This window comes from Mesorhizobium sp. B2-3-4 (genome assembly GCF_006442315.1).
Classification (GTDB): domain Bacteria; phylum Pseudomonadota; class Alphaproteobacteria; order Rhizobiales; family Rhizobiaceae; genus Mesorhizobium.
Window position 1 is genome coordinate 178,857 of sequence record NZ_VFVY01000001.1, and the last position, 17,695, is coordinate 196,551.

The following is a 17,695-nucleotide window of genomic DNA, read 5'->3' on the forward strand; positions in this document are numbered from 1 at the left end:
ATCCTGAGGGCGACGTTGCCCCGAACTGCCGGATAGCCGGCCCTATTGCTTCAGCCTGGCGAGGACCGGATAGAGGTCACACTGAACCTTCGAACCATCTCCGCTGATCAGCGTTTGCAATCCTTCATCATCGACGGTGATAGAGACAACAGCTTGCGCTGCATCTCCGCGCTCCCCTTTAGGACCGGGGCTCCCAGCCTCTCCGGGGCTGCCGCGTTTGCCTTGTGAGGCAATCAACTGCCAGCCGTCACCGGGGCATATGCCCGGATTATCGCGCTTGGCGGCAAACGACGCGCCGCCAAGCGCAACGACGTCCATTTCGCGATAGTCATTGATCTCGAGGAAGGTGCCACGGATGGTGAAAGAGCGCCCGTCCTGACCGTCCATGCCGTTCGATCCGGCCGCCACGATGCAGCGCCAATGATCATGGCCGGGTTGCTTACCCGTGTCACGGACAGCTTGGAAAATGCTACCGTCACGAGTGACAACCTCGCCCTGGTAATAGACGCGATCTTCCCACTCAGCGACGATCGGCAGCGACCCGGCGGGACCTTCCGCCCCACGCTCGCCAGTCTGACCGTCAACGCCGTCGTGCCCATCGGCCCCTGGCTGACCAGGTTCGCCGCGCTCACCTTGCGGACCCCTCTCTCCGGGCTCTCCTACTTGCCCGTCGACGCCGTCCCGGCCGTCTGCACCGGACGGTCCCGGTTCGCCGCGTTCGCCTTGCGGACCTGACTCGCCCCTCTCTCCGGGCTCTCCTGCTTGCCCGTCGACGCCGTCCCGGCCGTCTGCACCGGGCGGTCCCGGTTCGCCACGCTCGCCTTGCGGACCTGGCCCGCCCCTTTCTCCGGGCTCGCCTCTTTCTCCGTCCTTGCCGGGTTCGCCGTCCTTCAGCGTCGTGATACGCTCCGCCAGCCTGCGTTCGATTTCAGCCACAGACGCGATGCGCGTCTCAAGTTCCGACATTCGGGCGGAAAATTGTGCATTGCGCAGTTCCCGCTCAGCGAGCGCTTGCCGCCGCAACTCAGCGATCTCACGCGCGACGGTATCGGAGGCAGCTTCAATGAAGGAGCGCAGCGATGCGGGCATCGATGTCTCGGATATGGTCATCGTACGTGCGGCCTGCTTCTTCATTGTTTTCCTCGCGATCGGGAGCAGGCGGAGCCAGTGCGGCCTTGTTTGGGTCGGGCGGCTGCATTTTGGCACCATAGCTCAGCGGAACGACTTGCTGCTGCACGCGAGGCTCATCGCCATGCGCCACCGAGGCGTAGCCTTCGGCGTTGCGGAACTCGTTGATCCCGATACCGGACTTGGTCGCGATGGCCCAACCTTCCATCCGCTCCTTGAAGTTGGAGCGCATCAGGGCCGAGGTGTCGAATTCAACATACTCGTCGGGCTGACCTTTGAGACCGAAAAGAAGGCCGAAGGCTTCTTCGATATGATTCAAACAGAACCCAAGCCCGGATGATTTCCACGACGACATCAGAGCCTCGGTGGACGCAAATGGCGTATCTCCTATGCCCAGAACAGCCAGCGGCATGCGGAATGCCAAAGCAATGCTTTGATCCGTGATCTTCAGCATGTTGGCTATTTCCGCATCTGCTGCGGAAATAGAAACAGGCTTGGCTTTCAAGCCCCAAGACAGGATGGGCGTACCCCCGGCATTGTCGCCCTGCGTCTGCTCGTTCCACCGGTCACGAAGGTCTTTTACCTGTTGCGGCGTCAGCTTCTCGTCGGTCTCCAACATGAAGCTGGGCCGCGCCTGGTTCACGTAGAACGCCACCTGCTGGTTGAGCGCTGCTCCCGCCATGGCGCGCTCCAGAACGGTGGCAAGGATCGGGCTCTCACCCTTCAGCGGATGACGTGGCGTGTGAAGGCGAATGTGCATGACATCACGCGCCGGGATCGGATCGGACAGGTCGAAACGCTGCTCAACGATTTCATTTCCGGCCAGGCTGTAGAAGATTGATCCGTCGTTCGCGAGCAAGGGGCGGCCGTCGCGCATCATATGCAACTCGCCCGGCTCACCACGGTTGTTTCGGATAGCCACGGCAAACGCCTCGCCTTTGTCGTAGAGGCGCCTGGTCAGATTCAACAACAGGTCCGAGATCGATTGATAGTCGTTCGGCTTGCGCAGGATACGCGTCAGCGCCGAAGTGACAACACGCTCGCGCCCGCCGTTGGCGAGCGTCACCCAATGATCTCCAGGACACATGGCCACTGTCTGCGCATAGGCCGAGATACATGCCTCGACCATTGCTGAACTCTGGCCGTATGGGTTGAGCGAATAACCCATCTGCCACCAGTTTAAAAACCGTCCGGCGGACGCCGAAAGCCAACCATTCGACAGCGCGTAGGGGCCCGGACGGTACTCGCCCTCCTTGGCTACCCGTGCCTGCGGAATAAACGCCCGAGAGAGCAGCGTCAGTGCATTAGCCATTTGGCTTCAGCCCCATGCGGAGAAAGACGCCTGCTCCGAAAAGGAGAAGGCCGATCAGGATGAAAGCCCAAGCCATGCCCGCGAGCATCTGCACACCGGCGACCAGAAAGGCGGCGCTGGCGAGAAACAACAATGCAACAATGGCTAACGCTACGCTCATGTTCAGCGCGTCTTATAGGTAGCGTTGTCACCTTCGGACTTGGCTTCGCGACCATGAAAACTCCCATCCTTGATGGCGTCGAGATCCGCCTGGGTCGGGTAAGGTGTGTCTGGGTTCGCGGCCTTTGCCTTCGACTTCGGAGACGGTTCAGAAGCGGTCTCTTTTGCATGCGCAAGGCCGCTATCGGCTCCAATTTGGGAAGGAAATGCCTTTTCGGATTTAACGGGGTGCTTCATCGCCATTCTCCTTTGATGAAAAGGGGTGAGGCGATTCCGCCTCACCCAAGCTGCTCATAAAACTCAGGGCGTGTAGGACCAGTCGGCCCCATCGATCCACTGGACCATACCCGCACGACGCATCGCCCAGGTCATGTCCATCAGCATGCGGAGCGCGATGCTGGCGGTCTGGAACATGGAGATGACGGGTGCAGCCACCACATTCGGGGCGCCGGCGGTGCTGATCTGCTGCGGTGACGTGTCTTCCGCGTGGAACACCGCCTCCTCGCTGACATCGAACACTGGCTGATCGTCGGCCGACGTGGCAAAGTCAGCCGCGTCGATCATGATCAGACGGCCCGCCGGCACATTTACAGACGAAATCGGGGTGATGCCTGATTCCGTCAGGATTTGGCGCATTGAACCGAGCACCTTGTCCGGGCCGGGCGTGAACGCCAGCTTGCGGGCTTCGCGCTTGTTCATCAGCAGCACGAGCTGTCGACCGGCTTTTGCGGCATCAAACGGAGCCGCCAAAGTGTCGATGTCCTGCATGATCGCGGCCCATCCGCCGTCCGTGGAAGCCGTCAGCGCCGCAACACCGTTGAGAAGGCCGGCTGGGCGCGTGGTCGACCCTGCGTTTGCGTCCGTCAGCAGCGTGTCGACCGTTTCCGCCGTATCGTTGCGGATTTCCTGACGAAGCAGGTTTTCGATCTGCGGCGTAGAATAGGCGCCCATTTCCTTGGTGAAGTAGGAAATGACGCCCATCTTGTGCGGCGTAAGCGTCGTCGAGGTCAGACCGAACCGGCGAACCGGAATCGGCGACCCTTCGCCGACAAAGGAGCCGCTGATCGATGGCGTCGCCGCCCGCGACGGGATCTTGACCGCGCCGCGGCCAGGACCGAATTGCAGGTTGGCGCCGAGCGCGGCGAGACGCGGATAGAATGAGATGTCGCGCAGCGTCTCCAGGAAGGCGATGGTTTCCGTCTCGATCAACTCGGATGCCCAGCCGCTGACCGTGGTCTTGGCAGGATCCACAGCCGCACGCACGAAGACGTTGGTGGCCTCATGGTCTCGGTAACGCTCCTCGAGGACGGTCAGCGTGTCGCGATTCGTCAGCTTTGCCAGGGCGGTACAGACCGCCGCGCGGATCACGAGATCGCCGGGCTTGGGCTCGCGCTCCCTGATGCCGAGCGGACGGCGATTTGCTGGCTTGGGAAGCGGGTCGCCTTCGCCGCGCTGACCGGCGGTGGCGCCAAGAGCGCGCTCGGCATCCTTGAGGGAAGTCAGGCGGGCTTGGCGACCTTCCATCTCTTCCTTCAAGGCTTCGGCCTGCTCAAGGTCGTAGTCATCCTGGCCGACGTGATCCTGATAGGCATCACGGGCTGTATTGTAGGCGGTCTGCGCATCGGTAATGCGCTGTGCAAGATTGGACATGTTTTTTGCTTTCGGTAGCGGATGAAGGCCCCCACGGGTGCGCTCCCTGTCCGCAGTCGGAGGTTCGGCATGCTCGCCATTGGGCACTCTCCTGGGCGTCGTATCGGCATGCTCGCCAAACGCCAGGGAAAGTGTTTCTTCGGAAATGTTGAGTTCGCGCGCTTTTGCGAGCGCATTAGTGTTGGAGCCGACAGAGACCAGCGAGGCTTCGATCAGCTCCTGCTTCTCAAAGTCAAAGTCGCTTTTCCCGGGCACGCCATATTCCAGGACGTTAAATCCTGCCGAAACCGCCCGAAGGATACCCTGCTCGACCAGCTTGCGCAGTTCGTCAATGCGAGCGCTCGTTCCTTCGGCGGCTATGACGAGCCGCCCGACAAGCTTGTCCGCCTCCATCCTCAGGTTTTCCCAGCGCCCGATTGGAAAGCCACCGGAGTGGCCAAACAATGCGATCGGGTTCCGGTTGAAGGATGCTAGGACCCAACCCTTTGGGTTGATCCGAGTGCCATGGCGATCGAGGCTGCCATCAGAGATGACAAAGTCCATGCCTTCGCCGGCCGAAGCCGTCGTGCGGTACGTAGTCATTTTGAGCACTCCGGTTGAAGGGTCAGGCGACCATAGCGGCGACGTCGAGCACAGCTTTCGCCTGCGGGTTCGTAAGCATTACGCTGCTGGCATCGAGCAGCGACATCGCGGGGTCGATCTTGGCGTCGCCGGCGTTCTGTTTCGTTGCTCGGATCGCGGTTGCCGTAGGCTCGATCTTTATGTTGCCGACGCACCAATCCATCATCGGGCTGGGGCAATGCTTCAGCGTTCCGTTGGCCAGTTTGCGCTCCGTCGTCTTGAGCGCGTTCATCAGCTTGTAGCCCTGGCCGACGCCGACGATCTGGCCGCTTTCGACAGTGACCCCGATCAATGCAAGCGCGTCGACCAACTCGCCGTAAGGACCCTCGACGTCGAGCGCGACGGCCGCCAGAAGCCCGGCCTGGTTGATCCGGTCGACCAGCTTGAGAAAGCCAGCGACATCCTTCGGCAGAAACAGTTCGTTGACACGATTGAGCAGTGTGACGGCGCCGGCGACGTCCTCGAATTCGTCATCTATGATCTCGAGGTCACCGGCCTTCTCGAAATCCTCCAGGCGAGACGCAATCGTCTGGCGCCGCTTCAGCACGCCCTGATGGCACCAGGCGTGCGACCAACTGAGCCATGTCCTTGCACCGATCTCTCGGCCAAGCACTGTCGCGCCGAAAAGATCGTCCAGCCCGCCGCCATCCGCGCCAACGACGATCACCTCGGACCGCGCCAATATGCCGTCTAAGTTCAGGCCGGGTTCCTCCGCATCGCTCCAGAATTCAGCGCCAGGCCAGCCGTCGGTCTTCATGCCGACGCCCATCTCGATGTTGAGATATTGCGAGGCCCAGACGCGGATGGCCTGGTCGCCCTTTTCCTTCTCCGAATTCCAGTCCGGAACGAGCGTGGCAAGGTGAACCGAGCGGCCAAGGTTCGGCATCACCATTGGCCAGTTGGCTGTGTCTTTCCACGCCGCGGGCTCTTTGGCTATGTCGTCGGGAAACTCGAACATCACCGACAGAGTGGGCCGAGCGTTCTTGCCGCGGAACGCGCCATCGCGATGTCGGCGGGCGTTGTGCAACTCATCCCTGAACGCGCCGGCGGGAATATCGTCGCTCTGTGTCGTGGTGATAAGGAACTTGCCCTCTGGCGTCTTGTCGATGCCGCCGCGAATCTGACGGATGACCTTGGCCGCATAGTGTGTCTTGCCGAGCAGGTGCACCTCGTCTAGATGCGCGAAAATCAGAATGCCGCCGGTCAGGATCTTGAGATCGAAGGTTTTCACCTTCATCTCCGACTGGTTGACCAGATCCTCGATCGTCTTCAGGTGGTCGCGCGGTCGGAAGCGACGCTTCAGGTCAGGCGATTCCTCGATCATGCCGACCGCCTGCTCATAAGCGCGATCAGAAATTGCCTGGGTCGGGCCGATGAACAGCGCCTCGGCTCGAGGACGGCGGTTCATCAGCATAACGGTCAACGCCATGCCGGCGCCGTATGACGTCTTGGAAGAACCCTTCGGCGCCAGGACGAAAATATCCCGAATGAAGTTTTGCTGCGAGACCGGGTCCCATGATCCGAACGATGTCGACACTATATCCCGGAACCACTGTCCTGTTGCGTCACCGAGGCGCGGCTTGCCCGGCACGTCCGGAAGTCTCAACTCGTCGTAGAACGCGAGGCCCATATCTGCCTCTGACCGGATTAGCGGCACTTGCGGGATAAGCGAACGCCCCTCGCGGATCCTGTCCTCCCAATCCGGGCAACTCAGGTCCCACATCGTGGCGTCAGTTAACCGGATCCTGCCGGCGGGCCATCAGGTCGCCGAGGCGGTTTCCGCGATCAGGTTGGTGAGCCGCAAGGGCAGCTTCTTCCTTCTTGCCGAGCTTGACGGCCTTCAGCTTCGCTGCCGGCCGTTCGGTCTGGCCGTAGAGCATGAGGTCGTTCTTCTCGACGAAGTCGCGGAATTCCTTTCCTGCGGCGACGTTGCCCGACATGAACAACTCCCAAAGCTTCGTCGCCATTGTCGCATTGAGCCGGTCTCGTGCCACGTCACGAAACTTCAGCTCGGAAAAATAATGCTTCCGCAAAGTCGGGAGCGTGACGAAAAGTGCCGCGGCAATGCGGGCGTTGGACCAGCCCATTGCCACTAACATGCTGACCCGATTCCGATTTTGCTGACTGGCGATGTGCTGCGGCCGTCCGCGCTCACCCCAGTTCGCCGGCACCGGCTCGCCAAACAAGTCAAAAATCTCAGCCATGGAAAAAAAACCTCTGAATGAGCCCCAAGCGGTTGGAGGCCCCATGCCGCCCTAGAGATTTGACCCGCCCCCCCTTGTTCGGAATGAGAGGCGTGCCGCTCTGGCCGCGACGGTCTTGCGGCTGTGGTGCGAGCCGCAGAGGCATTGCCCGTTGGCTGCGTCGAGAAGCGCGCCGCCATCGCGGCGCTCAACAATGTGGTCGGCGAACATGCGGTGCGTAGGTGCCGCTTTGGTGCAGCGGTGGCCATTGTCCATCGCTTCGCATCGGTACCCGGCGCGACGATACACGGCGTTGCGCCATTGCCTGTACTCGGCCGATTGCAGTTCGGCGTCGGCGACCTTGGGCGCCACCTTCACGGCACGCGTGTCGATTGAGCGAATGGCCGGCGCCATCGTCTTAATCCTCGCCATGATACCCGGAATCTTTTCCATTGCGGCGAAGCTGGTTTGCTTCGCCTGGGTCCGTTCGGGGCTCGGCCGGTTCGGCTGCCACTCGGTTTTAGAAGCTTTCGCTTCAGGTCAACGGATCATCCTGGGACGGACTCGCTAATCCCTTTTGGTGATTTGCGCAAGAGAGAGCTCGACCGGGGTGAAGCGTCCGAATATCTCGACCAACACCACGGCGGACCGCTCTTCCATCACGCTCTCGATCACACCGGGGAACGACGCGAATGGGCCTTCCTCTATGAGCACCTCGGCACCCAGAGGGAACGCGGCTTCGACCACATCCTTGTCAGTGGACTTCTCGCTGAGTTTCTTGCGAAACTGCAACAGGTTAGCCTCCGGAACTGGCACCGGACCTGAACGCCCGCCAAGCACGGAAAGCACACCTTCGACGGACAAGATGCCGGACCATGTCGCATCCTGATTCACCACTTTGACGAACAGATATCCGGGGAAAACGGGTACGGTGTAGACGACCTGACGCTTGGCGTGAGGCGCGCGGCGCAGCCGCTTTTCCATCGGTCGCCAGCATTCGATACCGACGCCGCCCAACGATTCTTCCACAACCTTTTCGCAGTTCGGCACCACACGAACGACAAACCAGCGCATCGCCGGCCCTGATTCGCCAGCAGCAGCAAGGAGAGCCTGCGCCTTCCGGCTCAGCCCTTGTTGCCGATCCGATTCGGCATAGCAGCGGTCGAGGTTGATCGGGTCCGCCTCACTCAGCCGCTTCACGTCCGCCCGCATCATGGTTCCCTCGTACCGCCTGTTCGAATGCTTCCAGTCCTGCCGGTCCGCCAACCGGGAAGTAGGCGACGCGTCCGGGGTCTGGCAGCCATGGCCAGCCGCGCTGCTGGAAGCACGCCTTCCAGTCGTCCCACTGCGACGTGTCGACGGGAACGGCCACCATCTGGCCCTTCAGCGCATGCCAGCGCTCACCAAACCGGTGCCCGCGTCCGGAGCGCGCATTGCCGAACAGGAAGAACAGTTGCGGCCAGCGCTCGGCGAACGCCGTCGCCGCGGCGTTGGCCGGACCTTCCAGCATGTTGGCGATCACCCACGCCATCCAGACCGGCCCGAAGGGCGGCGCATAGTCGTCCGCTGCCGCGACAGGTGCGGTCTTGGCCGGCAGCTTCTCCCAGCGCTTTTCGGACAGATACACCGCGAAGGTGCAAATCACGGTGCGCCCGCCCACCTTGGCGCTGGCAACGTAATCCGCCATGCGGTCGGCCGCGGCGTCGCGCTCCTCGTCGGTCAGCTTGCGCGCCTCGGCCAGCGCCTTGGGACCGCTGTCGCTGATGTAGCTCGGCCACGCCGGGTGCGTTTTCTTCAGCCAGCGCTCGATCTGTTTTTCCTGTTCCCGCGCACGCTCTCTCTCGACGTTAACAGGGGTCGTTAGAGAAGTGTCGTTAATAGGTGCCGGTTCAGGACCGGCAGGGGGTGCCGGTTCAGGACCGGCAGGGGGTGCCGATATACCGGCAGGGGTGCCGACGGGCCGGCAGGGTATTTCCGACTTGGAATCAGCCGGTTCGTCGGCTTCCTTCACCAGCGCGAGATTCGGGTGCACCGGATCAAGGATGACGCGATACCAGTGCGCGCTGTCGCGGCCGGAAATCTCCTCCTGCTCGTGTTTTTCAAGATAGCCGGACTTCACAAGCCGCTCGACAGCCTCGAACACCGTCGAGCGTGCGCAGCCCATTTCCTCTGACATTTTGACCTGGCTGCGCCGGCACCAGCCGAGATCGTCGGTATGACGCCCGAGCACGCAAAGCACCTGCAGGTCGCGCGGTTTGAGCGACCTGTCAGTTGCGGCACGCGCCGGAATGATGGAAAGGCGTGGTCCGCTCATGCCGGCACCGCTTTCGCGCCGCGCTTAATCCAGCGTTGGAGCTGATAGTCGTTGCGCAGCTTCTCCTGGCGCTGCATCTGGTCGACACGGCTTTGAAGGAATATCGCCTGCGCCTTGATGAGGGCGACATCGCGGCGGCAGTCGCCGGAGTTGCGAAGCAGCGAGACGATCAATTCCCAGTCCGGCGCCTGCTTTGCGCGCGGCGGCGCCTTGCGGCGGACCTTGAACGCCGCCCCGTCCCATTCCTGCAAACCGGCCCAGTCGGGGAGATCGGCCACGGTCAGGATTCCTGGCGGCGTGACATACCAGAAGCGATCGGACCAGCGCAGCGCGCCATCCTGCTTTTCGACGGAATCGCGCAGGAAGTCGGCACGGCTGATCTTGATCTCATAGGCGCTGGCCCGGAAGCCTTGCGAATGCGTCGGCTCCAGCGTCCAGAAGTCGATGCGCCTGGATCCTGAGAAGAAGCCAACCTCGCTGGCCCATATTCGGCCATCGGAAAGCGCAACCAGAGCGTCGAGGATGTCTCGTGCCGAAATCACTCCGCCGCCTCCCGACGCCGGCCGGCCCGCGCCGCCCGATGCTCCAGTTTGGCAATCGCCATTATGGTCGGTCTCAGTTCGGCGGGAGCATGGTCATAGTCGCGCCTGGACTTGCCGTTAAGGCGCGGCAACAGGCCCCTCGGCACTGCCTCCCAGTTCGATGGATCGGTATTCTTGCGATTGCCATCCAAACATTTGAGCGCGCAGCCCTTCGGAACGGGGCCGTTCAACCTTTCCCATTCGACCAGGTGCACGCCGCGCCACCGCGATTGCAGCGGCATGCCGTCATGTATCTTGACCTCCCGATAGCCGTCCTTGCTCAGACGTTCCGTGCCGACTGGCTTGTAGAGGTCGACCGCAATACCGCTGCGCCCATGGCCCGTCCTGAACTGCGTCGCGCGGGCATTCGGATGGTTCCCTCCCTTACCGGGAGGACAGGACTTGCCCTTGTTCAGTGGTGCATGCCCCTTGACGAAACATCCGGTGCGACCCGTCTTCCATCCCATCCGCTTGCGGAGCGCGTGAAGGTTCTTTGGCCGCACGTCCTCGCGAGGAAATGACGCGGTGAAAGCGGCGTGATATTCGCTTATCGGCAGCGCGTGGTTCGCCGCGAGCCATGCCATCTCTTCTTGGTTGAATCGCCGATGCCGCCCTTTGTATCGGTCGCCCTCGCGGCCCGTCTTCCAACCCTTGCGCTTGCGCAGGCTGTGCAGGTTCAGCGCCGAGATTTCGGGCCTACAAAATTTTTCACGGAACGCGCGGTGATAGTCGCTGATGACCATGAGGCGGTTTGCTTCCAGCCAGTCCATCTCGGCGGCACTGTAGATGATCCGACGACCCTTCATTGTCCGCCCTCGACCTTCTTCTTGAAATCGACAACCGCTGGCGGTGCCTCCGGTCCGGAGATCATCGGCAGGTGTTTCATGAAGCGGTCGCCATGCTTGGCGACCAGGGCGCAGGCCTGCAGCGTCAAACGGGCATTATCCACGATCTTGTCCGCCACCTTCACGATCGCGTCGGCGCGATCGACTTCGCTCGATATTTGCTCGGCGGTGAGCTCTTCATTCGCTAGCCGCTCCAGCTGCATGAAAAGATGATCATTGAGATCGGTAAGTCGGTTTTTCATCTCTGCGCCTTCAGCCATGTGGCGAAATCGGTCCGCAGCGCTTTCCACGCGTCGCCGGGCCTTCCGCCTTCGTTGAGTTCTTTTCGGGAGGTGACGCCGAGCAGCGAGCGCACCCGTTGCGCGACGCGCTCGTCGGTCAGCGGGCGTTCCAGCCCGTGCTGCTCTTCCAGAAACACCTTGAAGGCCGGCTCCTGGCACTTCATGGCGCATTCGGCGGCGAAGTCCTTCGGCTTGCTGGCCTCGGGCGGTTCGGCCGCCGGGTTGCGGCGCGTCGGTTCGCCGCGCAGGTCGCGGATCCTGTCGAAAGCTTCCTTCAACAGCCGGCGCAGGAAGCGCACCGTGTCGGGCGCGTCGCACAGGAAACTGATTTCATCGGGCGTCGCGGCATCGAAGCGCGCCAGCACGAAAAGCTCGCCCATCTCGCCGCGCGCCTCGATGAACGCGCCGCCCTCGCCATGCACGCGCGTCCAGTCGGCCGGCGCGATGGCCGCCAGGGCGGCATCGACGGCGCGCAGTTTTCGGGCATCGGGCGACAGCGCGACGGCGTTCATGGCATCCGCCCATGCCGTTCCATGGCGCGGCGGAGTTTCGTCGCGGCATTCTCCAGCGATTTGCGGGCGGCGATTTCGCCCGGTCCATACTTCGCCTGCGCCAGCCTGTCGGCGGCGGCGGCAACGGTGCGGCAGGCCTGCATGATATCCTCATCGGCCTTGCTGGGCTTCGGTTTCCCGACCGGCTTGATTGCTGCGGCCAGCCGCTCGACCTCGGCCAGCAGCATTTCGCGCACGACCGGTGCCAGCTTGCGCGCGAGGGGATCGACACGTTGACTGAGCGGTGCGGTCATGACGCGCCTCCCGAAACGAAAGCGGCGAGTGTTTCGCGATAGTGCTCGGCAACCTTGGCTAGGTCTGCAGGCGCGCGGCCCTGATCGTCACGAACGGCCAGCAGCAGCGAAATGCGCAGGTCGACAAACGCCATGCCGACCTCGAAGCCGCCGCGCCGACAGGCATTGAGGATCACCTCATGATATTCCAGCATCACCGAATCCGGCATGCGCAACAGCACATCGGCGCGCACCTGGTTGCCGTCCGCATCGTGAAGCTGGCGCAGCATTGGCAGCATGGAATCGCTCATGCGTCAGCCCTCCTGCCCGGGCGAACGATCTGGGCCGAACCCTGCTTTCCCTCATTCGCCGCGATTGCCCGCGACAGGCCTCTGTCCATGACCCGGCGAAGTTCCTTGCGGATGCAGCGATCCTCAACAGACGCCAGCATGGCGCCGGTGACGCAGACCAGAGCGCTGGCGACAGCGTTGAGAATGGGCTGTCTGCCGGCTCCGGAGAGTTCTTTGCCAAACGCGTCGATCGTTTGCTGCAGGCTTTCCGAAAGCGCCAGCGTCTGCCTGTCCTGTTCGGATTTCCAAGAAGCGTCGCTCATGCGCGCGGCTTCGTAGAATCGGAGTCCTCGACTGTCATCTGACGCTGTCGCTCGGCGAAAACATCGTGCATTGCTTGCGAAAGGTCGCTCATCCGCGAACTCCTGTTTCAGTGCTTTTCCCGTGAAACACCCTTTGGGACCGCCGCGTGCGCCGTGGCCTCTTGCGCGGCTTTGGCGCGCCGAGCGGCGGCCGGTAGAAGGCGCGGGCGTCGAGCCCGGCCCAATCGCAGATGGCGAACACCTTGCCGGTGGCGATGTCCTGCCCGGCCATGACGCGCGACAGGTCCGGCGAGGTCACACCGATCTCATCGGCCAGCACCCGCCAGCCCCGGCCGTCGAACTCCAGCATCGGCCGCAGACGCCGGCCAAGCGCGGCGGTGTCGAAGGCGGCCAGCGTGCCCGAGCGGATCGGCCGGGCGCCCTCGCGCGCCGCCAACTCCTCGGCGCGGTCGTCCATGCGCATGCGCTTTTCCAGCGCCTTGCGCAGCCGCGCCATGCCGCGGAGGATGGAGGTGTCGGTGCTCATGCGACTGCCCCGAACAATCCGGCATCGGCCGCGATGCGCCGGCGCGCAATGTCGGCATAGGCTGGGTTGAGTTCGATCAGGATAGCGTTCCGCTGGAGCCGGTCAGCGACGAGGCCGGTGGTGCCGGCGCCGCCGAAGGGGTCGAGGACCGTGCCGCCGACAGGACATCCCGCCTTGATGCAAGGATCGATGAGTTCGGGCGGGAAGGTGGCGAAGTGCGCCTCCTTGAAGGGTTGCGTCGCAACGGTCCAAACCGACCGCTTGTTGCGCTTGGCCGAAATCAGGAATTCGCGATAGTAGCCGCCGAGGACAGCCTTCGCCTCGTCTGCCAAAGCTTGCACAACGGGATCGTTCTTGCCGGTGCCGTCTTGTGTGACGCGAGCCTTTCCAGCGTCGGTGATGCCGACGGATCGGATGGCGGCTATGTGGGCATCGGTGAGGCCATGTTGCTCGGCAAGTTGAGCCGCGCGCTGCGCTTGCGGACGTTTGACGTTGCCGGGAACAGCACGCTTCCCCATCGTGCCATTGTCGATTGCGCCGCCAACATAGGCGCCGCCGCGAAATGTGCTGCTGTCTTCATCGGAAGTGCGCTCTTCCGCGATAGCCTCCGCATTGAAGTAATAGCGCTGGCTCTTAGTGAGCAGGAACAGATATTCGTGGGCCTTCGTGCAGCGGTCCGTGACGCTCTCCGGCATCGGATTAGGCTTGTGCCAGATGATGTCTTGCCGCAGATACCAGCCATCGGCGCGCAGCGCGAAGGCCACCATCCAAGGAATGCCGATCAGGTCTTTCGGCTTCAAACCCTCCTGTCGAATTGTTCCTGTACGTGACGCGCGCTTTGGATGATTCTTGATCTGCGATCCATGCCAAGACGGGTCGTCGCCTTCTGTAATCCGATGCCCTTGCGCCCCCCATGATCCGGCATAACTGTCGCCCAAATTGATCCACAACGTGCCGTCATCGCGCAGCACGCGGCGCACCTCGCGGAACACGGACACCATCTCGGCGATGAATGCATCAGGCGTGTCCTCGAGGCCGATCTGCCCATCGACGCCATAGTCGCGCAGCCCGAAATAGGGAGGCGACGTCACGCAGCAGTTGACAGAGCCGTCAGCCAGATCGGCCAACATCGCGCGACAATCGCCTTCGAGGATGCGCACACTCATGCCGCTGCCCTCCGCTGCCACAGCCCCTTGTCGACGCGCTCGAACTGGCCGCGTTGCAACACCTGGCGGAGCTTGTCGCGCCAGTGCTGGTTCGCGCGCGCCTTGGGGTGGTCGGCGAAGGCGCGGTAGAGTTCAGCAAGTGTCACCGGCTCGCTTCTTCCGGCGAAGTAGTCGGCCAGCGCCTCTCGCCATGTCGGCAGCAGGACCGGCATCAGCATGGACAGATTCAAGCGCAGCGGCACGAAAGCACCGTCGATAGGTGCGGCGGCGAGGATGTCGCGGTCCTCGGCGCCATAGGCGATCAGCACCGACGGCGCGCCGCCATTGGCGGCAGCGCGGCTGCCGTCGGCATAGTGAAAATTCAGCCGCCCGCGCAAAAACAGCAGTCCCGAGGCCGCGCCCCAGACAAAGCGATGGAACGGATCGGTTTCGGTGCGGGCGAAGATCAGCGCCACGCCGCGATCATGCGCGGCCATGCGGCCGAGGAATTTGGTGATCAGCGCGATCGAATAGGGCGGATTGAGCCAGACCCGGCCGAACCACGGCAGGATCAGGCCATTGTCCTCTTGCGTGTAGTGCTGCCGCGCCGTCGCCCAGGGCCGGTCGACATGGCTGCACGGGTCGAGGTCGAAACTGTCGGCTCCGCCCAGCGCATCGACAATGTCGGGTGGAGAAAACCAGGTGTTGGTTTCGGAGCGCGCCGACTGGTGAGAGCCCATGCCGGCGAAGAGGTTGACGCTCATGCCGGCGAAGAGGTTGACGCTCATGCCGGCACCGCCTTGCGCGCGCGGCCACGCTTTGATTGAGGTGCCGTCTCTCCGGCTGTCGCGTCCATGATCTCAGACGTTGCAGATGCCGACCGCCCGGCAACGGGCCGACTTGCCTCTCCCGGCATGGGGGCGCCCTCAATGGCGCTGATCCCACCGTTGTCCTCGGAGGCGTTCGCTTCGGGATTGGATTCAAACCCCCAGCTGTCCCAGCCGGGCCGTGCCGCGCGGGCGAACAGCTCCAGCTTGGCCAGGCCCGGAAACAGCTTGTCGATCTGCTCGGCGAACCAGTCGGGCTTGGCCGAATGCCGGCCTTTTCGCTCGCGATACACCGTCTCGGGTTGCGTGCCGGGCAGGGGGGCGGCGATGTCGCCGCGGCGGCCGATCAGCAGGATCTCGTGCCGGTCGCGGCCCCAATAGCCGGTGCCGGCGACTTCCTTGTCCCAGATCCAGTGATGCACATAGGTGAAGCCGCAGGCGGAAAGCACGCGCAGGCCGTCGAGCAGCATCGGGTTCGTCGCCCACAGGAAGCACACCGCCGGATGCTGGCCGCCGATCAGCCCTGAAAGCAGCGTGCAGATTTCGTCGGTCGGCATCGTCGGATAGTGGTTTTCGGCGCTCTTCTCGCGGCCGGTCACCTCCGAGCGCACGGCGTACTGCCAGCAGGGGTCGGCGTAATAGACGGGATAGAGGCGCGACAACCGCGCCGGCGCGCTCTGGCGCCCGCGCTTGGCGATCAGCTCCATGTTGGTCAGCCGCACGGCGTGGCGCAGCTTCTGCCGGGCGGCGCGGATTTCCTTTGCCCGCGCCACGATCTGCTTTTCCTCCTGATGCAGCACCTCGCGCTGCGCCTCGACCGCCAGGTCGGACAGCGCCTCGCCGGCATGCACGGAAAGCCGGCCGTCGCGGATAGCCTCGACCAGCTCGCCCGCGCCATGGTCGCGGATGCGCTTGGCGGCGATGACGGCGCGCTCGGAGATCGACAGCCGGCGCGCGGCCTCCCGGGTCGGCAAATTTGCTGACCCGGCGGTGGCCTGGTTCATGCCGAAATCCCAGTCGACGATCTGCGCCGCCACCATGGCGCGCTGGCTTTCCGACAGGTGCCGGCGGTGCAGGTTGAGCGACAGCACGAAGCCGAGCGGATCCTCGCCGTCATAGTCGGTGAAGACCGGCTCGACCTCGGCGAAGCGGCAGGCCGCCAGCCGGTTGCGCCCATCCAGCACCTTGCCGTCGAGCAGCACGATCGGCTGGCGCTGGCCATAGGTGACGATGTCGTCGGCAAGCTCACCGATTTCCTTGTCGGACAGCATCGGGAACAGCTCGGCGAGCGGGTGCGGAAGGAGATCGGTCATGCAGCCGCCCTCCAATCCTGTCTGTTGGTAAGGCTGTAGCCTTGCCCCCAGACCGTTGCGATGGTCACGCCGAACGGCTTGAGCTTCTTGCGGATCTTGCAGACGAAAACGTCGACGATTTTGATCTCGGGCTCGTCGTCCACGCCGGCGGTGTAGATGGCCTGCATGATCGCGCTCTTGCTGGCGACGTCTCGCGTCGTGAGAAAGGCGAATACGCGGGCTTCCCTCCCCGTCAGCAGCCATTCGAGCGGAACGGAAACATCCGGAGGCACCAAGGCATCCTCCAACTGGCGCACACGCTCGCGCAGCGTCTCGATTTCCTGCTGCTGTCGGATCACGAGGTCATCCATGTCTCGCCTTCCGACGGTTCATGTAGATGACGCTCGCAAGCGCTCGCCAAAGAGGAACCCGTCGCTCGGCCGCAAAGCGCGCCGCTTCCTGGTCGATGGTCGAAGCATGGGCGGAAAGGATCAACGCGATCCGCTCGTGCTGCAGCTCGCCTTTGTATTCAGGCGCGAAAAGAAGGTGCTCAACCGCCTTGATTGTCGCGGCGGCAACCGGTGATGCGCCGGATTTGACGCAGATTTCCAGAACCTCGCGTGCGCCCTTGGCATGGCGCCGGGAGATCAGCGCACGGATTGTCGAGATCGCAAGGGTATCGCCGGGCCTGAACTTCCCGAAGGCCGGCGGATTGCGCAGCACGGTCACGCCCGCCCGCGAACAGACCTGGTCGATCGTCACCGCGTCATCGTCGCCGGCGGCGACCATCGCGTTGTGCAGCTGCGTGGGCGTAACCTGAATGCGGTCGCGATTATGCCGCACGAAGGCGCTGGCACGCGCCTCTTGGGCACTCGCCTCGACAACCAGGACAGGCAGTAGATCGATGCCGCCATGCGTGACCGCGCCGATCGCGGTGTGCTGGCCGTCGATGACGTGAAGGTCGCCGTCGACATCGACAACAACCGGCGGCTTGAACGCCCGCCAGTCCCATTCGGACACGATCTTGCGTATCAGGCGAACGGAACGCTCGGAAAGGCCGCGCTGATAGTTCTCGTCGATGAGCAACGCAGCGGGGTGAACCATCCTCAGTTCGGGCGGCGATGTCGTGATGACGGCCGGTGCAAGATCGGCGAAATGAAGAGCGGCCACCTGGCGCATCAATCGCGCTCCGCCATGCTGTCGGTCGGCTTGCCGCCGGCGGCGATGTGCGCGTCATAGGCCGCGCGGCGCTCGGCGTCCGACATCGGCTCGCCGGTATCGAGATGGACGAAGGCGAAGGACTCCGCTGCGTCGATCAGCATGTCGAAGGTCGGCGAGCAGCCCGCACACAGCGTGCCGGACATGTCGGGATAGGTCGGCGCGCCGTCCTCGATCGGATTGGCGCAGGCTAGGCAACTGATGCGGTGGTCCATC

23 protein-coding genes are annotated in these 17,695 nt (G+C 63.1%); all 23 read right to left on the minus strand.

The window, feature by feature from the left end; translation table 11 throughout:
• Nucleotides 1–42 precede the first annotated feature (42 nt).
• The 23 genes from FJ967_RS01030 to FJ967_RS01140 all read right to left on the minus strand — a co-directional run bounded on the left by FJ967_RS01030 (nucleotide 43) and on the right by FJ967_RS01140 (nucleotide 17,694).
• Nucleotides 43–1,134, minus strand: a complete 1,092-nt coding sequence (locus FJ967_RS01030; protein WP_181175633.1) for a collagen-like protein — start codon at nucleotides 1,132–1,134, stop codon at nucleotides 43–45.
• Nucleotides 1,061–2,440, minus strand: a complete 1,380-nt coding sequence (locus FJ967_RS01035) for a phage portal protein (protein ID WP_140729867.1) — start codon at nucleotides 2,438–2,440, stop codon at nucleotides 1,061–1,063. Before FJ967_RS01035 ends, FJ967_RS01030 begins: the two co-directional genes overlap by 74 nt.
• 162 nt (nucleotides 2,441–2,602) lie before the next feature.
• On the minus strand, nucleotides 2,603–2,836 hold the full coding sequence (locus FJ967_RS01040) for a hypothetical protein (RefSeq protein WP_140729868.1): 234 nt from the start codon (nucleotides 2,834–2,836) through the stop codon (nucleotides 2,603–2,605).
• A 63-nt stretch (nucleotides 2,837–2,899) separates the two neighbouring features.
• Nucleotides 2,900–4,831 (minus strand): phage major capsid protein, encoded by a 1,932-nt coding sequence (locus FJ967_RS01045; protein WP_140729869.1) that lies wholly within the window; start codon nucleotides 4,829–4,831, stop codon nucleotides 2,900–2,902.
• Nucleotides 4,832–4,853: 22 nt separating this feature from the next.
• The gene (locus tag FJ967_RS01050) at nucleotides 4,854–6,500 is read right to left on the minus strand and encodes a terminase large subunit (protein ID WP_246675136.1); all 1,647 of its coding nucleotides are present in this window, start codon (nucleotides 6,498–6,500) and stop codon (nucleotides 4,854–4,856) included.
• Nucleotides 6,501–6,600: 100 nt separating this feature from the next.
• Complete coding sequence (locus FJ967_RS01055) at nucleotides 6,601–7,074, minus strand: hypothetical protein (protein WP_140729871.1); 474 nt, start codon at nucleotides 7,072–7,074, stop codon at nucleotides 6,601–6,603.
• A gap of 51 nt (nucleotides 7,075–7,125) precedes the next feature.
• Nucleotides 7,126–7,467, minus strand: coding sequence for an HNH endonuclease signature motif containing protein (locus FJ967_RS01060; RefSeq protein ID WP_246675137.1), 342 nt, complete (start codon nucleotides 7,465–7,467; stop codon nucleotides 7,126–7,128).
• Between the two features lie 153 nt (nucleotides 7,468–7,620).
• Nucleotides 7,621–8,268, minus strand: a complete 648-nt coding sequence (locus FJ967_RS01065; RefSeq protein WP_140729873.1) for a transcription termination/antitermination protein NusG — start codon at nucleotides 8,266–8,268, stop codon at nucleotides 7,621–7,623.
• Nucleotides 8,237–9,367 carry a helix-turn-helix domain-containing protein gene (locus FJ967_RS01070; RefSeq protein WP_140729874.1) on the minus strand — a complete coding sequence of 377 codons (1,131 nt, stop codon included), beginning with the start codon at nucleotides 9,365–9,367 and terminating at the stop codon, nucleotides 8,237–8,239. The genes FJ967_RS01065 and FJ967_RS01070 overlap by 32 nt, the downstream gene beginning before the upstream one ends.
• Entirely contained in the window at nucleotides 9,364–9,909 is a 546-nt protein-coding gene (locus FJ967_RS01075; RefSeq protein ID WP_140729875.1) for a hypothetical protein, read from the minus strand. Before FJ967_RS01075 ends, FJ967_RS01070 begins: the two co-directional genes overlap by 4 nt.
• Entirely contained in the window at nucleotides 9,906–10,754 is an 849-nt protein-coding gene (locus FJ967_RS01080) for an HNH endonuclease (RefSeq protein ID WP_210243537.1), read from the minus strand. The genes FJ967_RS01075 and FJ967_RS01080 overlap by 4 nt, the downstream gene beginning before the upstream one ends.
• A complete protein-coding gene (locus tag FJ967_RS01085; protein WP_210243538.1) occupies nucleotides 10,751–11,053 on the minus strand; it encodes a hypothetical protein in 303 nt (100 codons plus the stop codon). The genes FJ967_RS01080 and FJ967_RS01085 overlap by 4 nt, the downstream gene beginning before the upstream one ends.
• Entirely contained in the window at nucleotides 11,032–11,586 is a 555-nt protein-coding gene (locus FJ967_RS01090) for a hypothetical protein (RefSeq protein ID WP_140729876.1), read from the minus strand. The genes FJ967_RS01085 and FJ967_RS01090 overlap by 22 nt, the downstream gene beginning before the upstream one ends.
• Nucleotides 11,583–11,879, minus strand: coding sequence for a hypothetical protein (locus FJ967_RS01095; RefSeq protein ID WP_140729877.1), 297 nt, complete (start codon nucleotides 11,877–11,879; stop codon nucleotides 11,583–11,585). Before FJ967_RS01095 ends, FJ967_RS01090 begins: the two co-directional genes overlap by 4 nt.
• Nucleotides 11,876–12,169: a hypothetical protein gene (locus FJ967_RS01100; protein WP_140729878.1), complete on the minus strand. Its 294-nt coding sequence runs from the start codon at nucleotides 12,167–12,169 to the stop codon at nucleotides 11,876–11,878. The genes FJ967_RS01095 and FJ967_RS01100 overlap by 4 nt, the downstream gene beginning before the upstream one ends.
• Nucleotides 12,166–12,471: a hypothetical protein gene (locus tag FJ967_RS01105; protein ID WP_140729879.1), complete on the minus strand. Its 306-nt coding sequence runs from the start codon at nucleotides 12,469–12,471 to the stop codon at nucleotides 12,166–12,168. Before FJ967_RS01105 ends, FJ967_RS01100 begins: the two co-directional genes overlap by 4 nt.
• 88 nt (nucleotides 12,472–12,559) lie before the next feature.
• Nucleotides 12,560–12,997, minus strand: a complete 438-nt coding sequence (locus FJ967_RS01110; protein WP_140729880.1) for a hypothetical protein — start codon at nucleotides 12,995–12,997, stop codon at nucleotides 12,560–12,562.
• Nucleotides 12,994–14,163 (minus strand): site-specific DNA-methyltransferase, encoded by a 1,170-nt coding sequence (locus tag FJ967_RS01115; protein ID WP_140729881.1) that lies wholly within the window; start codon nucleotides 14,161–14,163, stop codon nucleotides 12,994–12,996. Before FJ967_RS01115 ends, FJ967_RS01110 begins: the two co-directional genes overlap by 4 nt.
• On the minus strand, nucleotides 14,160–14,930 hold the full coding sequence (locus FJ967_RS01120) for a phage N-6-adenine-methyltransferase (protein ID WP_246675138.1): 771 nt from the start codon (nucleotides 14,928–14,930) through the stop codon (nucleotides 14,160–14,162). The genes FJ967_RS01115 and FJ967_RS01120 overlap by 4 nt, the downstream gene beginning before the upstream one ends.
• Nucleotides 14,927–16,282: an MT-A70 family methyltransferase gene (locus tag FJ967_RS01125; RefSeq protein ID WP_140729882.1), complete on the minus strand. Its 1,356-nt coding sequence runs from the start codon at nucleotides 16,280–16,282 to the stop codon at nucleotides 14,927–14,929. The genes FJ967_RS01120 and FJ967_RS01125 overlap by 4 nt, the downstream gene beginning before the upstream one ends.
• Nucleotides 16,279–16,632 carry a winged helix-turn-helix domain-containing protein gene (locus tag FJ967_RS01130; protein ID WP_140729883.1) on the minus strand — a complete coding sequence of 118 codons (354 nt, stop codon included), beginning with the start codon at nucleotides 16,630–16,632 and terminating at the stop codon, nucleotides 16,279–16,281. The genes FJ967_RS01125 and FJ967_RS01130 overlap by 4 nt, the downstream gene beginning before the upstream one ends.
• Nucleotides 16,625–17,440, minus strand: a complete 816-nt coding sequence (locus FJ967_RS01135) for a DUF6551 family protein (RefSeq protein ID WP_246675139.1) — start codon at nucleotides 17,438–17,440, stop codon at nucleotides 16,625–16,627. The genes FJ967_RS01130 and FJ967_RS01135 overlap by 8 nt, the downstream gene beginning before the upstream one ends.
• A complete protein-coding gene (locus FJ967_RS01140) occupies nucleotides 17,440–17,694 on the minus strand; it encodes a hypothetical protein (protein ID WP_140729884.1) in 255 nt (84 codons plus the stop codon). The genes FJ967_RS01135 and FJ967_RS01140 overlap by 1 nt, the downstream gene beginning before the upstream one ends.
• Between the last annotated feature and the right edge of the window lies 1 nt (nucleotide 17,695).

Excerpts from the sequence above, each read along its gene's own strand:
- FJ967_RS01130 (WP_140729883.1), bottom strand. The coding sequence starts at position 16,632 with ATGGATGACCTCGTGATCCGACAGCAGCAGGAAATCGAGACGCTGCGC.
- FJ967_RS01035 (WP_140729867.1), bottom strand. The coding sequence starts at position 2,440 with ATGGCTAATGCACTGACGCTGCTCTCTCGGGCGTTTATTCCGCAGGCA.
- FJ967_RS01030 (WP_181175633.1), bottom strand. The coding sequence starts at position 1,134 with ATGAAGAAGCAGGCCGCACGTACGATGACCATATCCGAGACATCGATG.
- FJ967_RS01045 (WP_140729869.1), bottom strand. The coding sequence starts at position 4,831 with ATGACTACGTACCGCACGACGGCTTCGGCCGGCGAAGGCATGGACTTT.
- FJ967_RS01110 (WP_140729880.1), bottom strand. The coding sequence starts at position 12,997 with ATGAGCACCGACACCTCCATCCTCCGCGGCATGGCGCGGCTGCGCAAG.
- FJ967_RS01140 (WP_140729884.1), bottom strand. The coding sequence starts at position 17,694 with ATGGACCACCGCATCAGTTGCCTAGCCTGCGCCAATCCGATCGAGGAC.
- FJ967_RS01125 (WP_140729882.1), bottom strand. The coding sequence starts at position 16,282 with ATGACCGATCTCCTTCCGCACCCGCTCGCCGAGCTGTTCCCGATGCTG.
- FJ967_RS01090 (WP_140729876.1), bottom strand. The coding sequence starts at position 11,586 with ATGAACGCCGTCGCGCTGTCGCCCGATGCCCGAAAACTGCGCGCCGTC.
- FJ967_RS01120 (WP_246675138.1), bottom strand. The coding sequence starts at position 14,930 with ATGAGCGTCAACCTCTTCGCCGGCATGAGCGTCAACCTCTTCGCCGGC.
- FJ967_RS01060 (WP_246675137.1), bottom strand. The coding sequence starts at position 7,467 with ATGGCGCCGGCCATTCGCTCAATCGACACGCGTGCCGTGAAGGTGGCG.
- FJ967_RS01115 (WP_140729881.1), bottom strand. The coding sequence starts at position 14,163 with ATGAGTGTGCGCATCCTCGAAGGCGATTGTCGCGCGATGTTGGCCGAT.
- FJ967_RS01065 (WP_140729873.1), bottom strand. The coding sequence starts at position 8,268 with ATGATGCGGGCGGACGTGAAGCGGCTGAGTGAGGCGGACCCGATCAAC.
- FJ967_RS01085 (WP_210243538.1), bottom strand. The coding sequence starts at position 11,053 with ATGGCTGAAGGCGCAGAGATGAAAAACCGACTTACCGATCTCAATGAT.
- FJ967_RS01135 (WP_246675139.1), bottom strand. The coding sequence starts at position 17,440 with ATGCGCCAGGTGGCCGCTCTTCATTTCGCCGATCTTGCACCGGCCGTC.
- FJ967_RS01100 (WP_140729878.1), bottom strand. The coding sequence starts at position 12,169 with ATGAGCGATTCCATGCTGCCAATGCTGCGCCAGCTTCACGATGCGGAC.
- FJ967_RS01055 (WP_140729871.1), bottom strand. The coding sequence starts at position 7,074 with ATGGCTGAGATTTTTGACTTGTTTGGCGAGCCGGTGCCGGCGAACTGG.
- FJ967_RS01070 (WP_140729874.1), bottom strand. The coding sequence starts at position 9,367 with ATGAGCGGACCACGCCTTTCCATCATTCCGGCGCGTGCCGCAACTGAC.
- FJ967_RS01050 (WP_246675136.1), bottom strand. The coding sequence starts at position 6,500 with ATGGGCCTCGCGTTCTACGACGAGTTGAGACTTCCGGACGTGCCGGGC.
- FJ967_RS01080 (WP_210243537.1), bottom strand. The coding sequence starts at position 10,754 with ATGAAGGGTCGTCGGATCATCTACAGTGCCGCCGAGATGGACTGGCTG.
- FJ967_RS01105 (WP_140729879.1), bottom strand. The coding sequence starts at position 12,471 with ATGAGCGACGCTTCTTGGAAATCCGAACAGGACAGGCAGACGCTGGCG.
- FJ967_RS01095 (WP_140729877.1), bottom strand. The coding sequence starts at position 11,879 with ATGACCGCACCGCTCAGTCAACGTGTCGATCCCCTCGCGCGCAAGCTG.
- FJ967_RS01040 (WP_140729868.1), bottom strand. The coding sequence starts at position 2,836 with ATGAAGCACCCCGTTAAATCCGAAAAGGCATTTCCTTCCCAAATTGGA.